We start from the raw sequence: 18,855 nt of genomic DNA, 5'->3' as shown, positions 1-18,855 counted from the left end.
AGCAAAACATGGCAAAAGAATACAGCCGTACCCAACGTATCGGCGATCAGATGCAGCGCGAACTGGCGCAACTGATCCGTCGCGAAGTCAAAGATCCGCGCGTCGGCCTGGTGACCATCACCGCCGTCGACGTCAGCCGCGATGTCGGCCACGCCAAGGTGTTCATCACCGTGATGGGCGAGGACAGCGCAGAAGACATCAAGCAAAGCCTCAAGGTGCTCAACAGCGCCGCCGGTTTCCTGCGCATGCAACTGGGCAAGGAAATGAAGCTGCGCAGCGTGCCGCAACTGCACTTCCACTACGACGAGAGCGTGACCCGCGGTGCCCATCTGTCGGCACTGATCGAGCGCGCGGTCGCCGAGGACAGCCAGCACAAGTCCGACGATACCCCCCTGGACACCAAGGAGTAAGCGGTGGCTCAGGTCAAGCGTATCCGTCGTAACGTCAGCGGCATCATCCTGCTCGACAAGCCGTTGGGGTTCACCTCCAATGCTGCCCTGCAGAAGGTGCGCTGGCTGCTCAACGCCGAGAAGGCCGGACATACCGGCAGCCTCGACCCGCTGGCCAGTGGCGTGCTGCCGCTGTGCTTCGGCGAGGCGACCAAGTTCTCGCAATACCTGCTCGAGTCCGACAAGGGCTACGAGACGGTGATGCAACTGGGGCAGACCACCAACACGGGCGACGCCGAAGGCGAAATTCTGCAAACCCGCGAAGTGACCGTTGGTCGCAGCGACGTTGAAGCCGTACTGCCACAGTTTCGTGGTCCAATCAGCCAGATACCGCCGATGTACTCGGCGCTCAAGCGCGATGGCCAGCCGCTGTACAAGCTGGCACGTGCAGGCGAAGTAGTGGAGCGTGAAGCGCGTTCTGTTACTATTAACCGCTTGGAGCTGCTCGAGTGCGAAGGCACCCGGGTACGCCTCTCGGTAGGCTGCAGCAAGGGCACCTACATCCGTACGCTGGTAGAGGACATCGGTGAGCAGCTGGGCTGCGGCGCCTATGTTGCAGAGCTGCGCCGTACGCATGCAGGCCCCTTCGAACTGGCCCAGACCGTCACCCTCGAAGAGCTCGAGCAGGTGCACGCCGAAGGTGGGAACGAAGCGGTCGACCGCTTCCTGATGCCATCGGACAGCGGGTTGCAGGACTGGCCGTTGCTGCACTTCTCCGAGCACAGCGCGTTCTACTGGCTGCATGGTCAGCCGGTGCGTGCACCGGATGCGCCGAAGTTCGGCATGGTCCGCGTGCAGGATCACAACGGTCGTTTCATCGGTATCGGTGAAGTGAGCGAAGACGGGCGCATTGCGCCACGTCGACTGATTCGGTCGGAATGATCGAAACCTTCAGTGTCGGGTTCAGGCCCGGCACTGGCGGGCAAGAGGATGGCTGTCAATAGGCACGGTCACGCCTCACTTTTAAATACAGGGATCTGTCCCTGGCCTATTGGAAACCGTGCGTACGGTTTCCCTTGATATTGGAGAAGCCAGATGGCACTCAGCGTTGAAGAAAAAGCAAAGATCGTTGGCGAATACCAGCAAGCAGCCGGTGACACCGGTAGCCCGGAAGTGCAGGTTGCCCTGCTGACCGCCAACATCAACAAGCTGCAAGGCCACTTCAAGGCCAACGGTAAAGACCACCACTCCCGTCGTGGTCTGATCCGCATGGTAAACCAGCGTCGCAAGCTGCTGGACTACCTGAAAGGTAAAGACACCACTCGTTACAGCGCCCTGATCGGTCGTCTGGGCCTGCGTCGCTAATAGCGGCCTGGTCAGTGGTGTGCACGGCGTGCTGCTGTCATCCGCCGAGGGCTTCGGCCCCCGCGCGGGTGAGCACGCCGCGCGTATCTATGAGGTTGGCTGTCTGCCTCGCCCGCGCGGTTTACCGCAAGGGCAGGGCAGGCTCCCAACCTCTAGTTTTATCTGGACTGCCAACAGGGCCGATTCCCTGTGCTGCCCAAGAATTCGCAAGAACCAGTTCCCCCAGAGCCACTGAAGAAGGTAGGAAACCGTGAACCCGGTAATCAAGAAATTCCAGTTCGGTCAATCGACCGTTACCCTCGAGACGGGCCGTATTGCTCGTCAAGCGTCCGGCGCCGTATTGGTCACCGTCGACAACGATGTCACCGTGCTGGTGACCGTGGTCGGTGCCAAACAGGCCGATCCAGGCAAAGGCTTCTTCCCCCTGTCCGTTCACTATCAGGAAAAGACCTACGCCGCCGGCAAGATCCCTGGTGGTTTCTTCAAGCGTGAAGGCCGTCCTTCCGAGAAAGAGACCCTGACCTCGCGTCTGATCGACCGTCCGATCCGTCCGCTGTTCCCTGAAGGCTTCATGAACGAAGTGCAGGTTGTCTGCACCGTCGTTTCCACCAGCAAGAAAACCGATCCGGACATCGCAGCCATGATCGGTACCTCGGCTGCGCTGGCCATCTCCGGCATTCCGTTCGAAGGCCCTATCGGCGCCGCCCGTGTCGCTTTCCACGAAAGCACCGGCTACCTGCTGAACCCGACCTACGAGCAACTGGCTGCCTCGAGCCTGGACATGGTCGTTGCCGGTACCTCCGACGCCGTGCTGATGGTCGAATCGGAAGCCAAGGAGCTGACCGAAGACCAGATGCTGGGCGCCGTGCTGTTCGCCCACGATGAATTCCAGGCCGTGATCCAGGCCGTCAAGGAGCTGGCTGCCGAAGCCGCCAAGCCTACCTGGGACTGGACTGCCAAGGCCGAGAACACCCCGCTGCTGAGCGCCATTCGTGGCGAATTCGGTGCCGCGGTGTCCGATGCCTACACCATCACCGTCAAGGCCGACCGTTATGCTCGCCTGGGCGAGCTGCGCGAGCAGGTCATCGCCAAGTTCTCCGGCGAAGAAGGCCAGCCGACTGCCGCTGAAGTCAAAGAGATCTTCGGTGAAATCGAATACCGCACCGTTCGCGAAAACATCGTCAACGGCAAGCCACGTATCGATGGTCGCGACACCAAGACCGTGCGCCCGCTGAACATCGAAGTCGGCGTGCTGCCGAAAACCCACGGTTCGGCCCTGTTCACCCGTGGCGAAACCCAGGCCCTGGTCGTTGCGACCCTGGGTACTGCACGTGACGCACAGCTGCTGGACACCCTGGAAGGCGAGCGCAAAGACCCCTTCATGCTGCACTACAACTTCCCGCCGTTCTCGGTGGGCGAGTGTGGCCGCATGGGCGGTGCTGGTCGTCGCGAAATCGGTCACGGCCGTCTGGCCCGTCGTTCGGTCCAGGCCATGCTGCCGGCCGCCGACGTGTTCCCGTACACCATCCGCGTGGTGTCGGAGATCACCGAATCCAACGGTTCGAGCTCGATGGCTTCGGTCTGTGGCGCTTCCCTGGCCCTGATGGACGCTGGTGTACCGATGAAGGCGCCGGTAGCCGGTATCGCCATGGGTCTGGTCAAAGAGGGCGAGAAGTTCGCCATCCTGACCGACATCCTGGGTGATGAAGACCACCTGGGCGACATGGACTTCAAGGTAGCCGGTACCGCCAAGGGTGTGACCGCGCTGCAGATGGACATCAAGATCAACGGCATCACCGAAGAGATCATGGAAATCGCCCTGGGCCAGGCCCTGGAAGCGCGCCTGAACATCCTCGGCCAGATGAACCAGATCATTGGCCAGTCGCGTACCGAGCTGTCGGAAAACGCACCGACCATGATCGCGATGAAGATCGACACCGACAAGATTCGCGACGTCATCGGCAAGGGCGGCGCAACCATCCGTGCCATCTGCGAAGAAACCAAGGCGTCGATCGATATCGAAGACGACGGTTCGATCAAGATCTTCGGCGAAACCAAGGATGCTGCAGAAGCTGCGCGCCAGCGCGTTCTGAGCATCACTGCCGAAGCCGAGATCGGCAAGATCTACGTCGGCAAGGTCGAGCGCATCGTCGACTTCGGTGCATTCGTCAACATCCTGCCGGGCAAGGACGGTCTGGTTCACATCTCCATGCTGAGCGATGCTCGCGTCGAGAAAGTGACCGACATCCTGAAAGAAGGCCAGGAAGTCGAAGTACTGGTACTGGACGTGGACAACCGCGGCCGTATCAAGCTGTCGATCAAGGACGTTGCCGCCGCCAAGGCGTCGGGCGTCTGATGATGCAGCAGGGCAGGTAACTGCCCGGAAGTGCCAATGCCCCGTATCGCAGGATACGGGGCATTTTTTTTGCTTTCAGCCGGCAGCGCCGGCAAAGCGCCTGCGCCCCAGGTTGGTGATGATCAGGCTCAGCGAGTCGGCGTTGGCCAGGATCAAGTCGGTGCGTACCTGCGGATCGCTGTAGAACGCAGTGCGTGCAGCTGCCAGGGTGTTTGTCTTGCTTAGCCGAAAGATCGCGGGCAGGGCTCGTCCATCCTTTTTCCTGATATCTCTCCAGGTCTGGCTCGAGGTGTCGAAGGTTCTGAACAGCGCCTGGGCGGGGGTGTTGATCGAGAGCCCGTTCTGTTTGTAGCCAAGGATCGTCTGATAGGCGATACGCCCGCCCCGCGTGTGCTGGCTGATCTGGTCCGGGAAGGGGGCCGCGGCTTCCACGTAGGCGATATCCACGGTTCGAAGTACCTGGTGTGACAGCTCGTGTATCAGCGTCGTTGCTTGCTGGTGGGCGAGCAGCTCGATGGCCGGTGGCGTTGCGTAAATCGAAACGTCCCATGGCAGGGTGAACACGCGCTCGGTGAGAAAGATCCGCTTGCCGGGGTCGTTGTGGTAGGTGAAACCGTAGGTATCGCGCTGATCGGGCATGTTCATGCCCACCACGAGGCGTTTGGAGGTGACCGTGTCCATCGAGGCCGACAACAGCTCGTCCAGTATCCGCTGGGTATAGTCACGCAGCAGGCGTACTGTCTGGTCTGAGGGAGGGTGGTCGAACACGTTTTGCAAGATGCTCAGTGTTTCGGGCGGCAGGGGCGCCTGGGGCGAAGACAGGTTGAGGTTCTTCAGGCAGGTGTCCAGATAGTGACGGCTCAAGGCATGGGCACGCAGTAGCATCTGGTACTTGGTCGGCTGGAGCGCGGCAATGTTCTTCATCCCCGAAGCCAGCGTGGTGTAGCGCAGGGATATGTCTTCGTCGGCCAGGGCCGTTTCGAAACTGCTGTAGGCCGCACCGCCGCCACGCAAGCCTTCCTGCAGATCAACCTGCCACTGATTTCCCGTTCTTTGCAGCGTGGGCCCGAGTCGGCCCTGCTTGATGATCTGCCACTGCTGTGCTGGCTTGGCCACTTCATAGACGTGGCCCGCGATCACGCAATAGAAACGCTCGGTACCCGGGGCGAAATAAAGCCCCAGGGTGGTGTTGCGGACCATGTCCTTGAGTTGCACGTTCTGCGCCTGCAGGTCACTCAGCCGGTTGGGTACCAGGGGGTTGAGCAGTACCTCGTTCCAGGCAGGGTCCAGTTCCAGTGCAGGCGTGACGGGTGACGGCTCGTCAGGGGTCTTCCTGCTCACGCTCGAGCCACCTGGGCGCATCATGACCAGGCCACTCAGGGCGGTGACGAACTCCGCAAGCGATTCGCCCCAGTTGTGCTGCAAAGCGGCGTTACCGGATGCCTGCAACCACTGGACACTCTGTAGCGAGCTGAGCATGGCTGCCAGCTTTCCAGGCAGGAAAAACGAACTCTGCTCGATGGCAAGGCCCATTACATAGCGCAGCACATTCCAGTATTCCTCGGCGGTAGTTACCGTGCGTGCCTTGGTCAGTGCCCGCAGGAATGCCACGTTCTCGGTGAACAGGTAGTCAAGGGCATTGCCTTCGATCTCGCTGCGCACCAGTTGAACCGCACCGGGGGTGGGCGAGAAATCGAACAGGTCCGATGAGGACCAGAACAAATGGGGGTGAAGAAAGCCGTTGTGGTCGTATCGCGACTGCACCGTGTCGGGAAGCCGGTTCAGAATATCTCGTTGCAGCTCTGGGTCCGAGAGGATGGCACTGCGCAGTGCGCCCTGGTCCTTGAACTCGAGCAACATCTTGTGTGGTCGGTATGCGCAGTACAACACCAGGGGCCCGTCCTGTTCGCCCTGCGGTCCGATCACATACATGCCCCTCACGGTATCGGGGGCGAAGCCTTGCTCGGCCCGTAGCTGCAATTGGCACAGGGTGATCTTCCTGCCCTCGACCAGGTCGCGGGCGAGGGCATCCGGCTTGGCCAGCACATGGGAAAAGTAGTAAAGCGCCTTGGCCGATAGTTTGTTGTCCAGAAAATGCTGATACCCCTCTTCCATCAGGTAGGCGGTGGCTACCAGCGTGTAGCGATGACGGCGTTCGAGGTAGTCGGGATCCTGCGGGGTTAACTTCTTCTCGAGCAGGGCACGGTATGCACTGGCCACGTCGAGGCGGTCGATCATGTTGCGGATGGTGGCTGCTTCCAGCGCTTCAGGTGCCATGCCTGGTCGCGTGACGCTGACCTTCATGCTTGTCGCTGTGCCGGTCAACCGGCTGTGGGTCAGGGCGTACTCGCTCAGTGTCTTGGTGGTGGTGGCCAGGTCCGAGGAAATCGGCGAGGGCGTCTGGCCGGGCATCACCGGGTTGGGGGTGAAGTGCGTGAAGGTGACGGTAATCAGGTCGGGATCGTCCGGTGCGCTCGGGTAATCCTGGGCGAGCCCTGCCTTGAGCTGCTGGTTGGCGAAGTCGTTGAGCGTTGGGATCGAGAACAGGTAGTTGAACTTGGGGTTGCTGACACGGGCGCAGGCCTGCACCAGTTGCGCGTAGTTTTTCATTTGCTGCGGTGTCGCGTTGCATAGCCATGCCGGTAGAAGGGTGCGCAAATACTGAACCTCGAGGCTGTCGCGTACCCGCTGCAAGGCCCCTTCGAACGGGTGCCTGGCGGCCTGGTTATCGATGAAGCGTTGCAGCAATGAGGTGCCGAGCCTGCTGCGCAGGGCATAGCCCAGGTAGTAACGCCGGGTTGCAGCACGAAAGCGTGCCGCACTGTGTTCAACAAACGCGAACAGCTCGCTTTGTTCGATGAGGCGTACGCTGGGCTGACTGGCACCTGGAAGCTGCGCCAGGGTGTGCCAGTTGCGCAGGTCTTCGGCGTTCACCAGGCTCAGCCACTGATGAAGCTTCTCTGGGTCGTCGAATGCGCCGGTCATTTCAGAGCGCAAGGCTGCTTCGCTGCTGAATTGACTCAGTGGCTCCAGCGGTGACCAGAGCAACAGGCTGTCATTGTCGGCCGTTGCCCGCTGCAGCACGAATGCATCGGCCAGTAGCAGCAGCCCGGCCTTGCCGGGTACCGACAAGCTCAGGCTGTGCAGGCGAATGGCACTGTGCCCCGGCCGGTCCAATGCTTGCTGCAGCAGGTCGAGCAGCGCGTCATCGATCACGCCGTTCTCGCGGGCTTGCTCCAGTTCGATGCGCAGCAGCGCTTCGTACAAGCTGCGCATGCTCGTGAGCGGGGACACCACACTGTCCTTCAGGCGCAACCGACCCGTGTCGAACGCCTCGAGTTGTTCAAGGTAGGTCGAGGCAAAGCCCGCTTTAAGGGTGTCGATCTGTTGCCGGATCACGGGTGCCGACGGCCACGACAGTGGCAAGCCTTGCCGGTCCTGCACCTGCACCTGATCCTGCGGCGCGTGCTGGTTGCCTGTTTCGCCCAGCTGTTCGAGAAACCTGTCGACCACCGTGCCAGTCTTTTCTGCCCATTTGAGCTGGATGTCCAAGGGGTGCAACTGGCCGTCGCTGATGGCGTCGAGGCTGGGGGCAAGCATGTCCAGAACACAGGACTGCACCTTCGGCTGGGCGGTGGCCAGGGATTGAAACAGCTGATGCAGTGCCCTGGCACGGGTGAGGCGCTCCACCAGCGTAACGCTCTGGCTGGGTGGCACGGGCAGCCTCATGGCGACTGCTGGCTGTGCATCGGGCAGCCATCGACCGTTGACCCCCAGGTGGGTCAGGCGCCTGTCCACCAGCGCGCGCATGTCCAGTGCATCTTCGACCCCGGCCATGGCCGTGCTGCTCTGGGCACCGGGGAAGCGTAGTGCGTGGGCAAGACGCCGGTTGACCAGTGCGATCAGCGCATCAGCAAGTGCGAGGAATATCGGTTGACCGACCTCGACCAGCCTGACCACAGGTGTCGCGCTGGCTTGCAACTGCTCCCAGTCATCGCGGCTGATCGAGGCGGGGCAAGCAGGTTGTGTGAGCAGGGCCTGGCAATGCCGTTCAAGGGCGGCCTGATCGGCGAAGTGTTGGAACCCGGTTCGTGTGCTGAACAGGAACACACCCTTGCTGGTATCGGTCGGTTGCTGCAGGGCCAGGCTGTCGGCCAGCAGCACCGTCCTACCCATGTCCTGAGCCGCTGGCACCAACGCCAGGCTACACACCCCCAAGGCGCCCAGGTCGGGGATCAGCGCTTCACGCAGCCATTGCAGCTGAGGGGTGTCGATGCGTTGTTCATTGGCCGCTCGCAACAGCGTACGACAGTAGTTGTCGGCAAGGCCAAGTGCCAGGGCTTCGCGGTTATCGCTGCCCACGTCGTTGTCGACACTGCTCCAATAGCTTCGCAGGGCCTGTGCAAAGGCCCCCGGAACGGCCTTGGCAGTGCTGGCAAGGGCCTGCTCGCAGGCGAGTGGGTCGGGCGTGTCGTGCGTTGCGGTGCCATCGCGTACGAAGCGGCGCTTCAGGTCGATGCCCAGTGGCTGGCCGCTGAACGCGTCCAGTGCAACATCGGCCAGGGCCTGCGTGTGCACCACGCTGGCGTTACTGGCAATGACCTGGACCCGTTGTTGCGCGATGTCGTCGACGCCCTCCAGCAGCGTCGAGAAGGCTGTGCTCAAGCAACTGTCGAGAACACCGGTCAGGGTGGGCAGTTTGGCCAGCCCGCCGGATTGCCCCCGCAGCAGATCGATTTGCTGTTGCATCAGGTGGTGTGACCACCGCGTGAACACGGCATCGCTCAGGTTCACGAACTGCAGCGGTTCGCTCGGCACGCCCAGGTGAGTCAGCTGGGCCTGCAGGGCACTTTCAAGCTGTTGCAGCGTGTTGAAGCCCTGTACGCCATGCAATGGGCTGTACAGGTAGGTCGCCTCAAGCAGTGGGTCTCGCTGATGAATGACCAGGCAATTGGCAGACAGTGGCTGCAGGTTGCCTGTCACCTCCACCCGCATGCTCGCCGGCAGGGTCGTTTGATCGGCCAGGCGATGCAGCCACCGCGCTTCGATGATGCTCAGGCTCAGGTCGCGCTGTGCGGTCTCCAGCGCGGTGATGAAGCCTGCGCGCAAGGTGCCGGGCTCAAAGTAGGGCATCACGATCATGGCGTTTCCTGCAGCGGGGGACCCGGTTCATCCGGCTCACGACGCCTGCCACGTTAGAGGGTGCCCTGTTGAAGGCAGTGGTACATATTGCAACGCCCGTTGGATTCCCGGGCATGGGTGCGGCGGTATTTTGTGAACATGCAACTTGCACGCGCATCCATCGCAAAGCATGCAATGTGCACGATGGGCTATTTTTTGGTGATTTTTAACCTGTTGATTTTTAAAGGTTTTATTTTTTATTCGGGTTGGCACAGCTTCTGCAATATCCCTGTTACCTGCTGCCAGGAATGACGGCGCAGACCTTTCGAAAAACAGGAGTGTCTCGTATGAAGAAGTTCGCTATTGCTGCTGCTACTGCCACCGCGCTGACCCTGACCATGGCTAACGCCGCCTTTGCAGCCCAACCTGCATCGCAAGCACCGATGATGCTGGCTGCTGGTGAAATGACCAAGGCCAAAGAAGAAACTTCCGATACCTGGATCACCACCAAGGTCAAAGCCGACCTGGTCACCGAGAAAGGCATCCCGGGTACCGACATCAAGGTCGAAACCAACAAAGGTGTGGTTTCCCTGTCCTCGACCACCGCGATCACCGAAGCGCAGAAAACCACTGCGGTGAACATCGCCAAGAAAATCAAGGGCGTGAAAGCCGTTTCGGCTGATGGCCTGAAAGCCGAGTAAGCGTTTCGCTCGCTGATCCTGACGGTTCATGCGAAAGGCCACACGGAGGTGGCCAACCCTAAAGCCCCGGCGCAGTCAGCCGGGGCTTTTCTTTGTGCGCTGGAACACTGGCCTGGCGTCAGTGCTCCCCGCCAGCCCTACTCGGCGTCCAGGTGCAGGGGCGAGATCACCCGGCCATCCGCTTCGGCCTGGCCCAGCGTGGCGTCGATGAAGTACACCCGGTCGTCTTGCAACTGACCCTTGTCGACCAGGTAGTCCTTGATGCTGCTGGCGCGTGCCTGACCGAGCTGACGCAGCAGCACGGTGCTCTCGGCCCATGACTTGATCACCGCTTCCTGCAGCTTGGCAGTGCGCTGTGCACGGTCCAGCTGCTCCCACTCGGCCGGTGGCTGCTGCTTGAGACGGGTGCGGTAGATGCCCTCGAGCATGGCCGGCTTGTCGCCATCGGGCACCTGCAGTTGCGAGGCCTGTGCCGGCACCTTGTCGCCGCGACGCTGAAGGATCTTGTAGTAGGTGCTCTGGTACTCACGATCCAGACGCTGTGCGGCAATCAGTGGCCCGTCGCTGCTCTGGGCGCTGGTGCCTTCGATTTCCAGGCGCAGGGCAGGGCGTTCCTTGAGTGCTGCCGCCAGCTTGTCCAGCGAGCCCTGGGCATCGCTGCTCAGCTCGCTTGAGCCGGGGGCGAAGGACACGGTGCCCAGGTCTTCGGAACCGCCACCACTGACCAGCCCGCCGATGAACTTGAACGGCGCCTGGGCGGCGCGCAGCACCAGGTTGCGCAGGGTCTGCCACACGATCGGCATTACGCTGAACTGCGGGTTGTTGAGGTCGCCCGACACCGGCAACTCGATGGAGATCTTGCCCTCGGTGTCTTTGAGCAGCGCGATCGCCAGGCGAATCGGCAGGTTGACGGCGTCGGGGCTGTCGACTTTCTCACCCAGTTGCAACTGCTCGACCACCACCTTGTTCTCGGCCTTGAGCTGGCCCTTGGTGATCAGGTAGTGCAGGTCCAGGTTCAGGCGGCCCTTGCGAATCCGGTAGCCGGCGAACTTGCCCGAGTACGGCGTCAGGGTCGTCAGCTCGACACGCTTGAAGCTGGTGGCGATGTCCAGGCTGGCCATCGGGTCGAACGGGTTGAGCGCGCCCTTGATGGTGACGGGCGCATAACGGTCCACCTTGCCCTTGATATCGACCTTGGCCGGGTGTGGCTGGCGGTTGTCGATGGTGCCGATCTGGCCGTTGAGCTGCTGGATGGCGGTGGCGAAGTTGGGCGTCAGGCTGAAGTCGGCGAAGTTGGCCGAGCCATCGTTGATGTCGATGCCACCGATACGGATACCCAAGGGCTTTTCATTGCTGGCCGTGCGCTTGCCCTGGGGCTTGGCGGCGCCGTTGGCCGGCTGCGGAATCAGCAGGTCATCCACGCTGGTGGTGCGGTCTTCGTTGATCATGAAGCGGGCATAGGGCTGCTGCAGGGTCACCTTGGCAATGCTCAGCGCATCGCCGTGGCGATAGTCCAGGCCGTCCACGTTCAGTTGCTGCCATTTGACGAAGTCGCGGCCCTTGATGGTGTCCAGGGTATGCAACTGATTGACCTGCGCCTTGCCGGTGACGCTGAACGCCAGCGGGGCGGTGTTCTTCAGGTCCACGTTCAGGTCGCTGCCGAGCATGCCGCTGCGCAGCTCCAGGCGTATGAACGGGCTGATGTAGGCCTGGGCTACCCGCAGGTCGATGTCCTGTGTGCTGACCTTGAGCCGGGCGCTGACCGGTGCCAGGTTGACCTCACCCGATGCCTGCAGCTTGCCCTGGCGGCCGACGCCGCTGTCGAGCTTGAGGGTGAAGGGGCTCTTGTTGAGGCTGTCGAAGTTCTGCAGGTCGAGGTTGAGCGGGCCGACATCCAGCGCCACCGCTTCTTTCTGCGAGCGATCGGCCAGATGAACCTGGTAGTTGCGCAGTTGCACGTCGCGCAGCAGCACCTGCCACGGCTTGCCGGGCGCGGCCTTGGCGCTGGCTTCCTGCGGCGCGGGCCCGGCAGTGGCCGGCTCGGCCTTTTCCTTGGGGGTGGCCTTGGCAGGCTGGCTGGCGAAGAGTTTTTGCCAGTCGAGCTGGCCGTCGGCTTCCAGGGCAGCCCAGGTTTCCAGCTTTTCACTGCGGATCTTGCCGACCGTGACCAGCTGTTTGGCCAGGTCGACCGTGGTTTCACTCACGTCCAGTCGGGCCAGGCGGGCCAACGGGCGACCGTCCGGGGCCTTGATCGCGAAGGGGGCGATGCTGAGCGAGGCGTTGTCCAGCAGCAGCTCGGTTTCCTTCGACAGGTTGAGCTTGTAATGGGTGTCCAGGTTGAGCACGCCGTCTTCAAGCACCAGCGGCAGGGCGTCGCGCACGTACGGCCACCACACCTTCATCTTGCCGTCGGTGACCTTGAGGGTGCCTTCGGAGGCGATCGGTACCAGGCTGATGGTGCCGGCCCAGTCGATGCGCCCGCCCTCTGGCCCGGCGGCCACCAGGGTCATGTCGGCGTTGTCGTCGGGCAGGGTGCTGAGGTTCTTCAGCTCCAGGTTCATCGAGTCGTAGAGGAATTCGATCGGCTCGCTCGGGCGCAGGTCCTGGAAGTGCAGGTAGCCCTCGCTCAGCTTGATGCTGCCGATGCGCAGCGGGAACGGTTCGCTTGCCGGTGTCTCGGGCTTGGGCTCGCTGGGCGGCAACTTGAACAGCTGGGTCAGGTTCAGGCTGCCGTCCTTGGCGAACAGCAGATCGGTGCGCGGCTTGTCCAGCTCGACGGCTGCCAAGTGCAGGGCACCGGACCACAGGCTGTCGAGCTGCAGGTTGGCGTAGAGGCGTTCGAAGCCGACCTGCTCCTTGCCGGTCTCGCCGATCTGCAAGCCCCATAGCGTCAGCTCGAGGCTGAACGGATTGAGCTCGATACGCTGGATGTGCGCCGGCACGGTGGCGTAACTGGCCAACTGCTGATTGGCGATGCGCAAGGCTACGCCAGGCAGGATCAGGAAACCGAGGAGGCTGTACAGGGCCAGGCCGGCCAACAAGGCGCCGAGGGCGCGTTTCAATCCTTTGGGCATGTGCGGCGTCGTCTGTCTAGAGCGGGAGTGCTTGGAGTATGGCACGTTAATTCGGTTCCGAAGGTAGTCCGAAATACCGGACTACCTGCGGTTTTTTCCACTTACAGCTGCAGGATCAAGCACTTCAGGGGCGGCTGTCCGTCCAGTGACGGGAAGTCGTCTGCCGGCTTGAGCACCTGCCATTCCCGCACCGGGCGGCCGATCTTCTGTGCGCAACGCAGCACCTGCTCGCGCCAGTCGTCGAGGCCGACCCTGGCCAGGTTGTTGCAGCAGATCAGCACGCCGCCTTCGGCCGTGCTCAGCAGGGCGGGCTTGAGCAGGCTCTGGTAATCACGCAGCAGGTCGACGGTGCCGAACGCGCTCTTGGCCCAGGCAGGCGGGTCGAGCAGTACCAGGTCGAACTCGCGCGGCTCCAGGCGCGGGTAGGCCGGCAGCTTGTGCCCGCGACGCTGGCTGACCGGCAGGCCTGCCAGCTGGCGAATGGCCGGAAAGTAGTCGGACTGGATGAACTCCATGGGCGCCAGTTGCGGGTTGAGTGCGCCGTTCTCGCGGCCAACGGCCAGGTTGCCTTCGGCGAAATCCAGGTTGCACACCGCGCTGGCACCACCGGCGGCAGCGCTCAGGCCTACCCCGCAAGTATAGGCGAACAGGTTGAGCACGCGTTTGCCGGCACTGTGTTGCTTGACCCAGCCACGGGCATTGCGCAGGTCCAGAAACAGCAGCGGGTCCTGGCCGGCATGGCGACCGCGCACGCGGTAGTTCAGGCCCCACTCGTGACCGACCAGGTCGGCCAGCGCGGCCTCGCTGGGCTGGTAGACCGGGTCGCGCCGGTCGATGCGGCTGTTGCCCTGGGAGCGATCGTTGTACACCAGCAGCAGTGGCAGGCCCAGTTCGCGCTCGATGTGCCCATGCAGGTCCAGCAGGGCATCGCGCTCGAGGGTGTGGTGAAAGCTCTGTACCAGCAACTGCGGGCCATAGCGGTCGACGGTCAGTCCGCCCGCGCCTTCCTGGCTGCCGTGGAACAGCCGGTAACAGTCGGTGCCCTGGGCGTGCAGCTCACTTAGAAGCTGCTGGCGGGCGTCGAGGGCGGCGCGCAGCGCCTGATTCAAGGAGGACATGCACGTAGCCTTGGTTTGCGGGCGTGCAGTTTAACAGCAGGCGGGTGCCTTGCACCTGTTCAGGCGCAGCCCACTCGCCGCCTGGCCCGGTGCAGCGAACTGTCGCGCATGGCCCAGCGCAGTACCGGCGCCGTGCTGTCGATGCCCAAGCCTACCAGCCGCCGCTTGAGCGGGTGCGGCGTGCGCTCGAGCAGTTCGCCGGCCCAATCGGGCAGCAGGTTGATCCCCGCCTGCATCATCAGGTTGGCCACCGGTTTGGCCAGGCGGCTCGGCGCCGGGGCCTCCAGCAACACACGCACCACTTCGCGGCTGCGCTCGTCGCATGCCAGTTGCGGACGCATGGCTTGCAGGTAGTGCGCCACCGCCTGGCGCGAACGCGGCACGTTGCGAGCCCCCAGGCGTTCGGCCACCAGGGCGATCTCGGCGTAGTAGGCGTCCTGGTCGGCCAGCGAGAGGTGCGGGTTGCGGTAGCGCAGGTGCGCGGCCATGAAGCTGCTGACTTCGGCCACGTGCACCCAGGTCAGCAGGTCCGGGTCACTGGCGGCATACGGGCGGCCATCGGCCGCGGTCCCCACCACCTGCAGGTGAATGGTGCGTACCTTGTCGATCAGCCATTCGGCGTCGCGGGTGGAGCCGAAGGTGGTGCCGGAGATGAACTGGCTGGTGCGGCGCAGGCGGCCGATGATGTCCTGGCGAAAGCTGGAGTGGTCCCACACCCCGGCCAGGGCCAGCGGGTGCAGCACCTGCAGCAGCAAGGCGCTGATACCGCCGATGAGCATGCTGGGGAAATCCCCGTGCACCTGCCAGCTGATGCTGCGCGGACCGAACAGCCCGGGGTCGCCCTTGGGCTGTTCGAGGTCGAGTTGGCCCAGGGCCAGGCCCGTGAGGCTCAGCAACTGTGTTTCGATACGGCGGCGTAGCGCTTCCATGGATACCTTGAGGCACCGTCGCCGCGGTGCCGTTCATTGGTTCAGGCGTTTGTCGATCAGGCCTTGGACCACGCTCGGGTCGGCCAGGGTCGAGGTGTCGCCCAGGTTGTCCAGCTCGTTGCAGGCGATCTTGCGCAGGATGCGGCGCATGATCTTGCCCGAGCGGGTCTTGGGCAGTGCTGGCGCCCACTGGATCAGCTCGGGTTTGGCAAAGCTGCCGATCTCCTTGCTGACCAGCGCCAGCAGTGCCTGCTTGAGGTGGTCGTCCGGGGTCACGCCGTTCATGGGCGTGACGAAGGCATAGATGCCCTGGCCCTTCAGGTCGTGAGGGTACCCGACCACGGCGGCTTCGGCGATGCTGTCGTGCAGCACCAGGGCACTTTCCACCTCGGCAGTGCCGATACGGTGCCCGGACACGTTGATCACGTCGTCGATGCGCCCGGTTATCCACAGGTCGCCATCGGCATCGCGGCGCGCGCCGTCGCCGGTGAAGTAGTAGCCCGGCAGGGGTTTGAAGTAGGTGTCGATCATGCGATGATGATCGCCGTATACGCTGCGGATCTGCCCCGGCCAACTGGCCTTGATCGCCAGCAGCCCGCTGCCGGGGCCCTCGATCAGCGCGCCCTTGTCGTCCAGCAGCACCGGCTGCACGCCGAACAGCGGACGGGTGGCACAACCGGGCTTGATGTGGCGGGCGCTGACCAGCGGGCTGAGCATGATGCCGCCGGTCTCGGTCTGCCACCAGGTGTCGACGATCGGGCAGCGCTTCTCACCGACCTTCTCGAAGTACCATTCCCAGGCTTCCGGGTTGATCGGCTCGCCCACGCTGCCCAGCAGGCGCAGGCTCTTGCGCGAGGTACCGTCGAGCGGCGCCGAACCTTCGCGCATCAGTGCCCGCAGAGCGGTGGGGGCGGTATAGAAGATGTTCACCTGGTGCTTGTCGACCACCTGCCAGAAGCGCGAGGCATCGGGGTAGTTGGGCACGCCTTCGAACATCAGGGTGGTGGCGCCGTTGGCGAGCGGGCCGTAGACGATGTAGCTGTGGCCGGTTACCCAGCCGACATCGGCGGTGCACCAGAACACCTCGCCGTCGCGGTAGTCGAACACCACCTTGAAGGTCAGGGCGGCCTGCAGCAGGTAGCCGGCGGTGGTGTGCAGCACGCCCTTGGGCTTGCCGGTGCTGCCGGAGGTGTAGAGGATGAACAGCGGGTCTTCCGCATCCATCGGCTCGGGCGGGCAGTCGTCGCCCACCTGGCTGATTGCCTCGTGGTACCAGAGGTCGCGGGCTTCGTTCCAGTCCACCGGGCCGCCGGTGCGGCGTACCACCACCACGCTGCTGACGTCCGGGCAGCTTTGCAGGGCCTTGTCGACGTTGTTCTTCAGGCCAATGCTCCTGGCGCCGCGCACGCCTTCGTCGGCGGTAATCACCGTGAGGCAGTCGGCGTCGAGGATGCGGTCGCGCAGGGCGTCGGGGGAAAAGCCGCCGAACACCACCGAGTGAATCGCGCCGATGCGGGTACAGGCCAGCATGGCGAAGGCAGCTTCGGGAATCATCGGCATGTAGATGCACACCCGGTCGCCCTTTTTCACCCCGCGCTGCTTGAGCACGTTGGCCAGGCGGCACACCTGCTGATGAACCTGGCGGTAGGTGAGGGTGGTGGACTGCTGCGGGTCGTCGCCTTCCCAGATGATCGCCGGCTGGTCGCCGCGCTGAGCCAGGTGGCGGTCCAGGCAGTTGTAGCTGACGTTGAGCTTGGCATCCTTGAACCAGGTTGCCTGGCCCGTGCGCAGATCGCTCTGCTGAACAGCCGACCAGGGGCTGATCCAGTCCAGGCGCCTGGCTTGTTCGGCCCAGAAGGTGTCGGGATCGTCTACGGACTGGCGATACAGGCGCTGGTAGTCGGCCTGGGAGAGTTGTGCCGCCTTGCTGACGGCATCGGCTTCGGGGTAGTCGCTGATATCGAACATTGGGGGGCCCTTTCCTGTTGGATAGGTGTCGCTCCCATCGCGGGCCAAGCCCGCTCCCACGCGGTGTGCATCGTACCTGTGGGAGCGGGCTTGGCCCGCGATGGGGATAACAACATCCCGACAGTGTAGCCCTTAGCCCCGGTGACGCCCGCGGAAGTAGTTGATCAGGCCCTGGGTCGAGGCATCTTCGGCCGGCTCTTCGATACCGCCGGTCAGGCGCTGGTACACGCCCTTGCCCAGTTCCTTGCCCAGCTCCACACCCCACTGGTCGAAGGCATTGATGCCCCACACCACGCTCTGCACGAACACCTTGTGCTCGTACATCGCCACCAGCGCGCCCAGGCGCCGCGGGCTGATACGCTCGACCACCAGGGTGTTGCTCGGACGGTTGCCCGGGATCACCTTGTGCGGCGCCAGGCGCTGTACCTCGGCTTCGGCCATGCCCTTGTCGCGCAGCTCGGCCTCGGCCTCGGCGCGGGTCTTGCCGAGCATCAACGCCTGGCTCTGGGACAGGCAGTTGGCGTACAGCCACTGGTGGTGGTCTGCCACCGGGTTGAAGCTCACCACCGGCACGATGAAGTCGGCCGGGATCAGCTGGGTGCCCTGGTGCAGCAACTGGTGATAGGCATGCTGGCCGTTGCAGCCCACGCCGCCCCAGATCACCGGCCCGGTGTCGTGGTCGACCGGGGTGCCGTCCTGGCGCACGCTCTTGCCGTTGGACTCCATGTCCAGTTGCTGCAGGTGCTTGGTGATGTTGCGCAGGTAATGGTCGTACGGCAGGATCGCGTGGCTCTGGGCGCCCCAGAAGTTGCCATACCACACGCCCAGCAAGGCCAGCAGCACCGGCATGTTCTGCTCGAACGGTGCGGTCTGGAAGTGCTGGTCCATGGTGTGGGCACCCGACAGCAGCTCCTTGAAGTTGGCGGTGCCGATGGCCAGGGCGATCGGCAGGCCGATGGCCGACCACAGCGAATAGCGTCCGCCTACCCAGTCCCACATCGGGAAGATGTTCTCTTCACGGATACCGAAGGCCACCGCAGCGGCCTTGTTGCTCGATACGGCGATGAAGTGCTTGTACAGCTCGGCTTCCGAACCACCCTGGGCCAGGTACCAGACCCGAGCCGCCTGGGCGTTCTTCAGGGTTTCCAGGGTATTGAAGGATTTGGACGACACGATGAACAGCGTGGTCTCGGCACGCAGCTTGGCCGACAGCTCGTGGAATTCGCTGCCGTCGATATTGGCCAGGTAGTGGCAGCGCACGCCGCGCTGGGCGTAGGGCAGCAGGGCCTCGGAGACCAGCTCCGGGCCGAGGAACGAGCCGCCGATGCCGATGTTGACCACGTCGGTGATCGGCTTTTCGCTATAGCCGCGCCACAGGCCGTCGTGGATGCGCCCCACCAGCTCGGTGACCTGATTCAGCACCTTGTGCACGTCGGGCATGATGTTCACGCCATTGACGCTCAGCTTGTCGCCCACCGGGCGCCGCAGCGCGGTATGCAGTGCCGGGCGGCCTTCGGAGGCGTTGACGATTTCGCCGGCGAACAGCGACTTGATCGCGTCCTGCAGGCCCACTTCGTTGGCCAGCCCCACCAGCAGGTCGCGGGTCTGGTGGTCGATGAGGTTTTTCGAATAGTCCAGAAACAGCCCGCAGCTGCTCAGGCTGAACTGCTCGAAGCGCTGCGGGTTGGCGTTGAACGCATCGCGCATGCTGAAGCCCTGCATGGCGCTGCGGTGTTGCTGGAGCGCCTGCCAGGCGGGCAGCGTAGTGACATCGTGGGGGGTGCGGTAGTACGCCATCGCTGCAGGTTTCCTTGGTACGTGAACTGCCTTTGAC

At 63.2% G+C, this 18,855-nt stretch carries 11 protein-coding genes; 5 read left to right on the top strand and 6 right to left on the bottom strand.

Annotated elements, in window-relative coordinates; translation table 11 throughout:
• The first annotated feature begins 8 nt into the window (after positions 1–8).
• The 4 genes from rbfA to pnp all read left to right on the top strand — a co-directional run bounded on the left by rbfA (position 9) and on the right by pnp (position 4,110).
• Positions 9–410, top strand: coding sequence for a 30S ribosome-binding factor RbfA (rbfA, locus tag NP552_RS18140; RefSeq protein WP_043863819.1), 402 nt, complete (start codon positions 9–11; stop codon positions 408–410).
• Positions 411–413: 3 nt separating this feature from the next.
• Entirely contained in the window at positions 414–1,331 is a 918-nt protein-coding gene (gene truB, locus NP552_RS18135) for a tRNA pseudouridine(55) synthase TruB (protein ID WP_043863818.1), read from the top strand.
• Between the two features lie 153 nt (positions 1,332–1,484).
• Positions 1,485–1,754, top strand: coding sequence for a 30S ribosomal protein S15 (rpsO, locus tag NP552_RS18130; RefSeq protein WP_010222985.1), 270 nt, complete (start codon positions 1,485–1,487; stop codon positions 1,752–1,754).
• Between the two features lie 250 nt (positions 1,755–2,004).
• On the top strand, positions 2,005–4,110 hold the full coding sequence (gene pnp, locus NP552_RS18125; protein WP_043863817.1) for a polyribonucleotide nucleotidyltransferase: 2,106 nt from the start codon (positions 2,005–2,007) through the stop codon (positions 4,108–4,110).
• A gap of 75 nt (positions 4,111–4,185) precedes the next feature.
• Here pnp and NP552_RS18120 read toward each other — a convergent pair whose 3' ends face one another.
• Positions 4,186–9,252, bottom strand: coding sequence for a hypothetical protein (locus NP552_RS18120; protein WP_274096999.1), 5,067 nt, complete (start codon positions 9,250–9,252; stop codon positions 4,186–4,188).
• A 326-nt stretch (positions 9,253–9,578) separates the two neighbouring features.
• Between NP552_RS18120 and NP552_RS18115 the strand changes: the two genes are divergently transcribed.
• The gene (locus NP552_RS18115; RefSeq protein WP_043863815.1) at positions 9,579–9,932 is read left to right on the top strand and encodes a BON domain-containing protein; all 354 of its coding nucleotides are present in this window, start codon (positions 9,579–9,581) and stop codon (positions 9,930–9,932) included.
• 137 nt (positions 9,933–10,069) lie between these two features.
• Here NP552_RS18115 and NP552_RS18110 read toward each other — a convergent pair whose 3' ends face one another.
• From NP552_RS18110 to pgi, 5 genes are all read right to left on the bottom strand, one after another.
• Complete coding sequence (locus NP552_RS18110) at positions 10,070–13,051, bottom strand: DUF748 domain-containing protein (protein WP_443201041.1); 2,982 nt, start codon at positions 13,049–13,051, stop codon at positions 10,070–10,072.
• A gap of 56 nt (positions 13,052–13,107) precedes the next feature.
• Entirely contained in the window at positions 13,108–14,124 is a 1,017-nt protein-coding gene (locus tag NP552_RS18105; RefSeq protein WP_274096997.1) for a class I SAM-dependent rRNA methyltransferase, read from the bottom strand.
• 59 nt (positions 14,125–14,183) lie between these two features.
• Positions 14,184–15,053 carry an oxygenase MpaB family protein gene (locus tag NP552_RS18100; protein WP_253086408.1) on the bottom strand — a complete coding sequence of 290 codons (870 nt, stop codon included), beginning with the start codon at positions 15,051–15,053 and terminating at the stop codon, positions 14,184–14,186.
• A gap of 33 nt (positions 15,054–15,086) precedes the next feature.
• Complete coding sequence (acs, locus tag NP552_RS18095; protein ID WP_274096996.1) at positions 15,087–17,021, bottom strand: acetate--CoA ligase; 1,935 nt, start codon at positions 17,019–17,021, stop codon at positions 15,087–15,089.
• A 132-nt stretch (positions 17,022–17,153) separates the two neighbouring features.
• Positions 17,154–18,818 (bottom strand): glucose-6-phosphate isomerase, encoded by a 1,665-nt coding sequence (gene pgi, locus NP552_RS18090; protein ID WP_088514000.1) that lies wholly within the window; start codon positions 18,816–18,818, stop codon positions 17,154–17,156.
• Positions 18,819–18,855 lie beyond the last annotated feature (37 nt).

Source organism: Pseudomonas sp. 8209 (assembly GCF_028682105.1).
Lineage (GTDB): Bacteria > Pseudomonadota > Gammaproteobacteria > Pseudomonadales > Pseudomonadaceae > Aquipseudomonas > Aquipseudomonas palmensis.
This window is presented reverse-complemented; position numbering and strand designations above follow the sequence as displayed.

Coding starts and splice junctions, on each gene's coding strand:
- NP552_RS18100 (WP_253086408.1), bottom strand. CDS start 15,053: ATGGAAGCGCTACGCCGCCGTATCGAAACACAGTTGCTGAGCCTCACG.
- NP552_RS18115 (WP_043863815.1), top strand. CDS start 9,579: ATGAAGAAGTTCGCTATTGCTGCTGCTACTGCCACCGCGCTGACCCTG.
- acs (WP_274096996.1), bottom strand. CDS start 17,021: ATGTTCGATATCAGCGACTACCCCGAAGCCGATGCCGTCAGCAAGGCG.
- pgi (WP_088514000.1), bottom strand. CDS start 18,818: ATGGCGTACTACCGCACCCCCCACGATGTCACTACGCTGCCCGCCTGG.
- NP552_RS18105 (WP_274096997.1), bottom strand. CDS start 14,124: ATGTCCTCCTTGAATCAGGCGCTGCGCGCCGCCCTCGACGCCCGCCAG.
- NP552_RS18120 (WP_274096999.1), bottom strand. CDS start 9,252: ATGATCGTGATGCCCTACTTTGAGCCCGGCACCTTGCGCGCAGGCTTC.
- rpsO (WP_010222985.1), top strand. CDS start 1,485: ATGGCACTCAGCGTTGAAGAAAAAGCAAAGATCGTTGGCGAATACCAG.
- rbfA (WP_043863819.1), top strand. CDS start 9: ATGGCAAAAGAATACAGCCGTACCCAACGTATCGGCGATCAGATGCAG.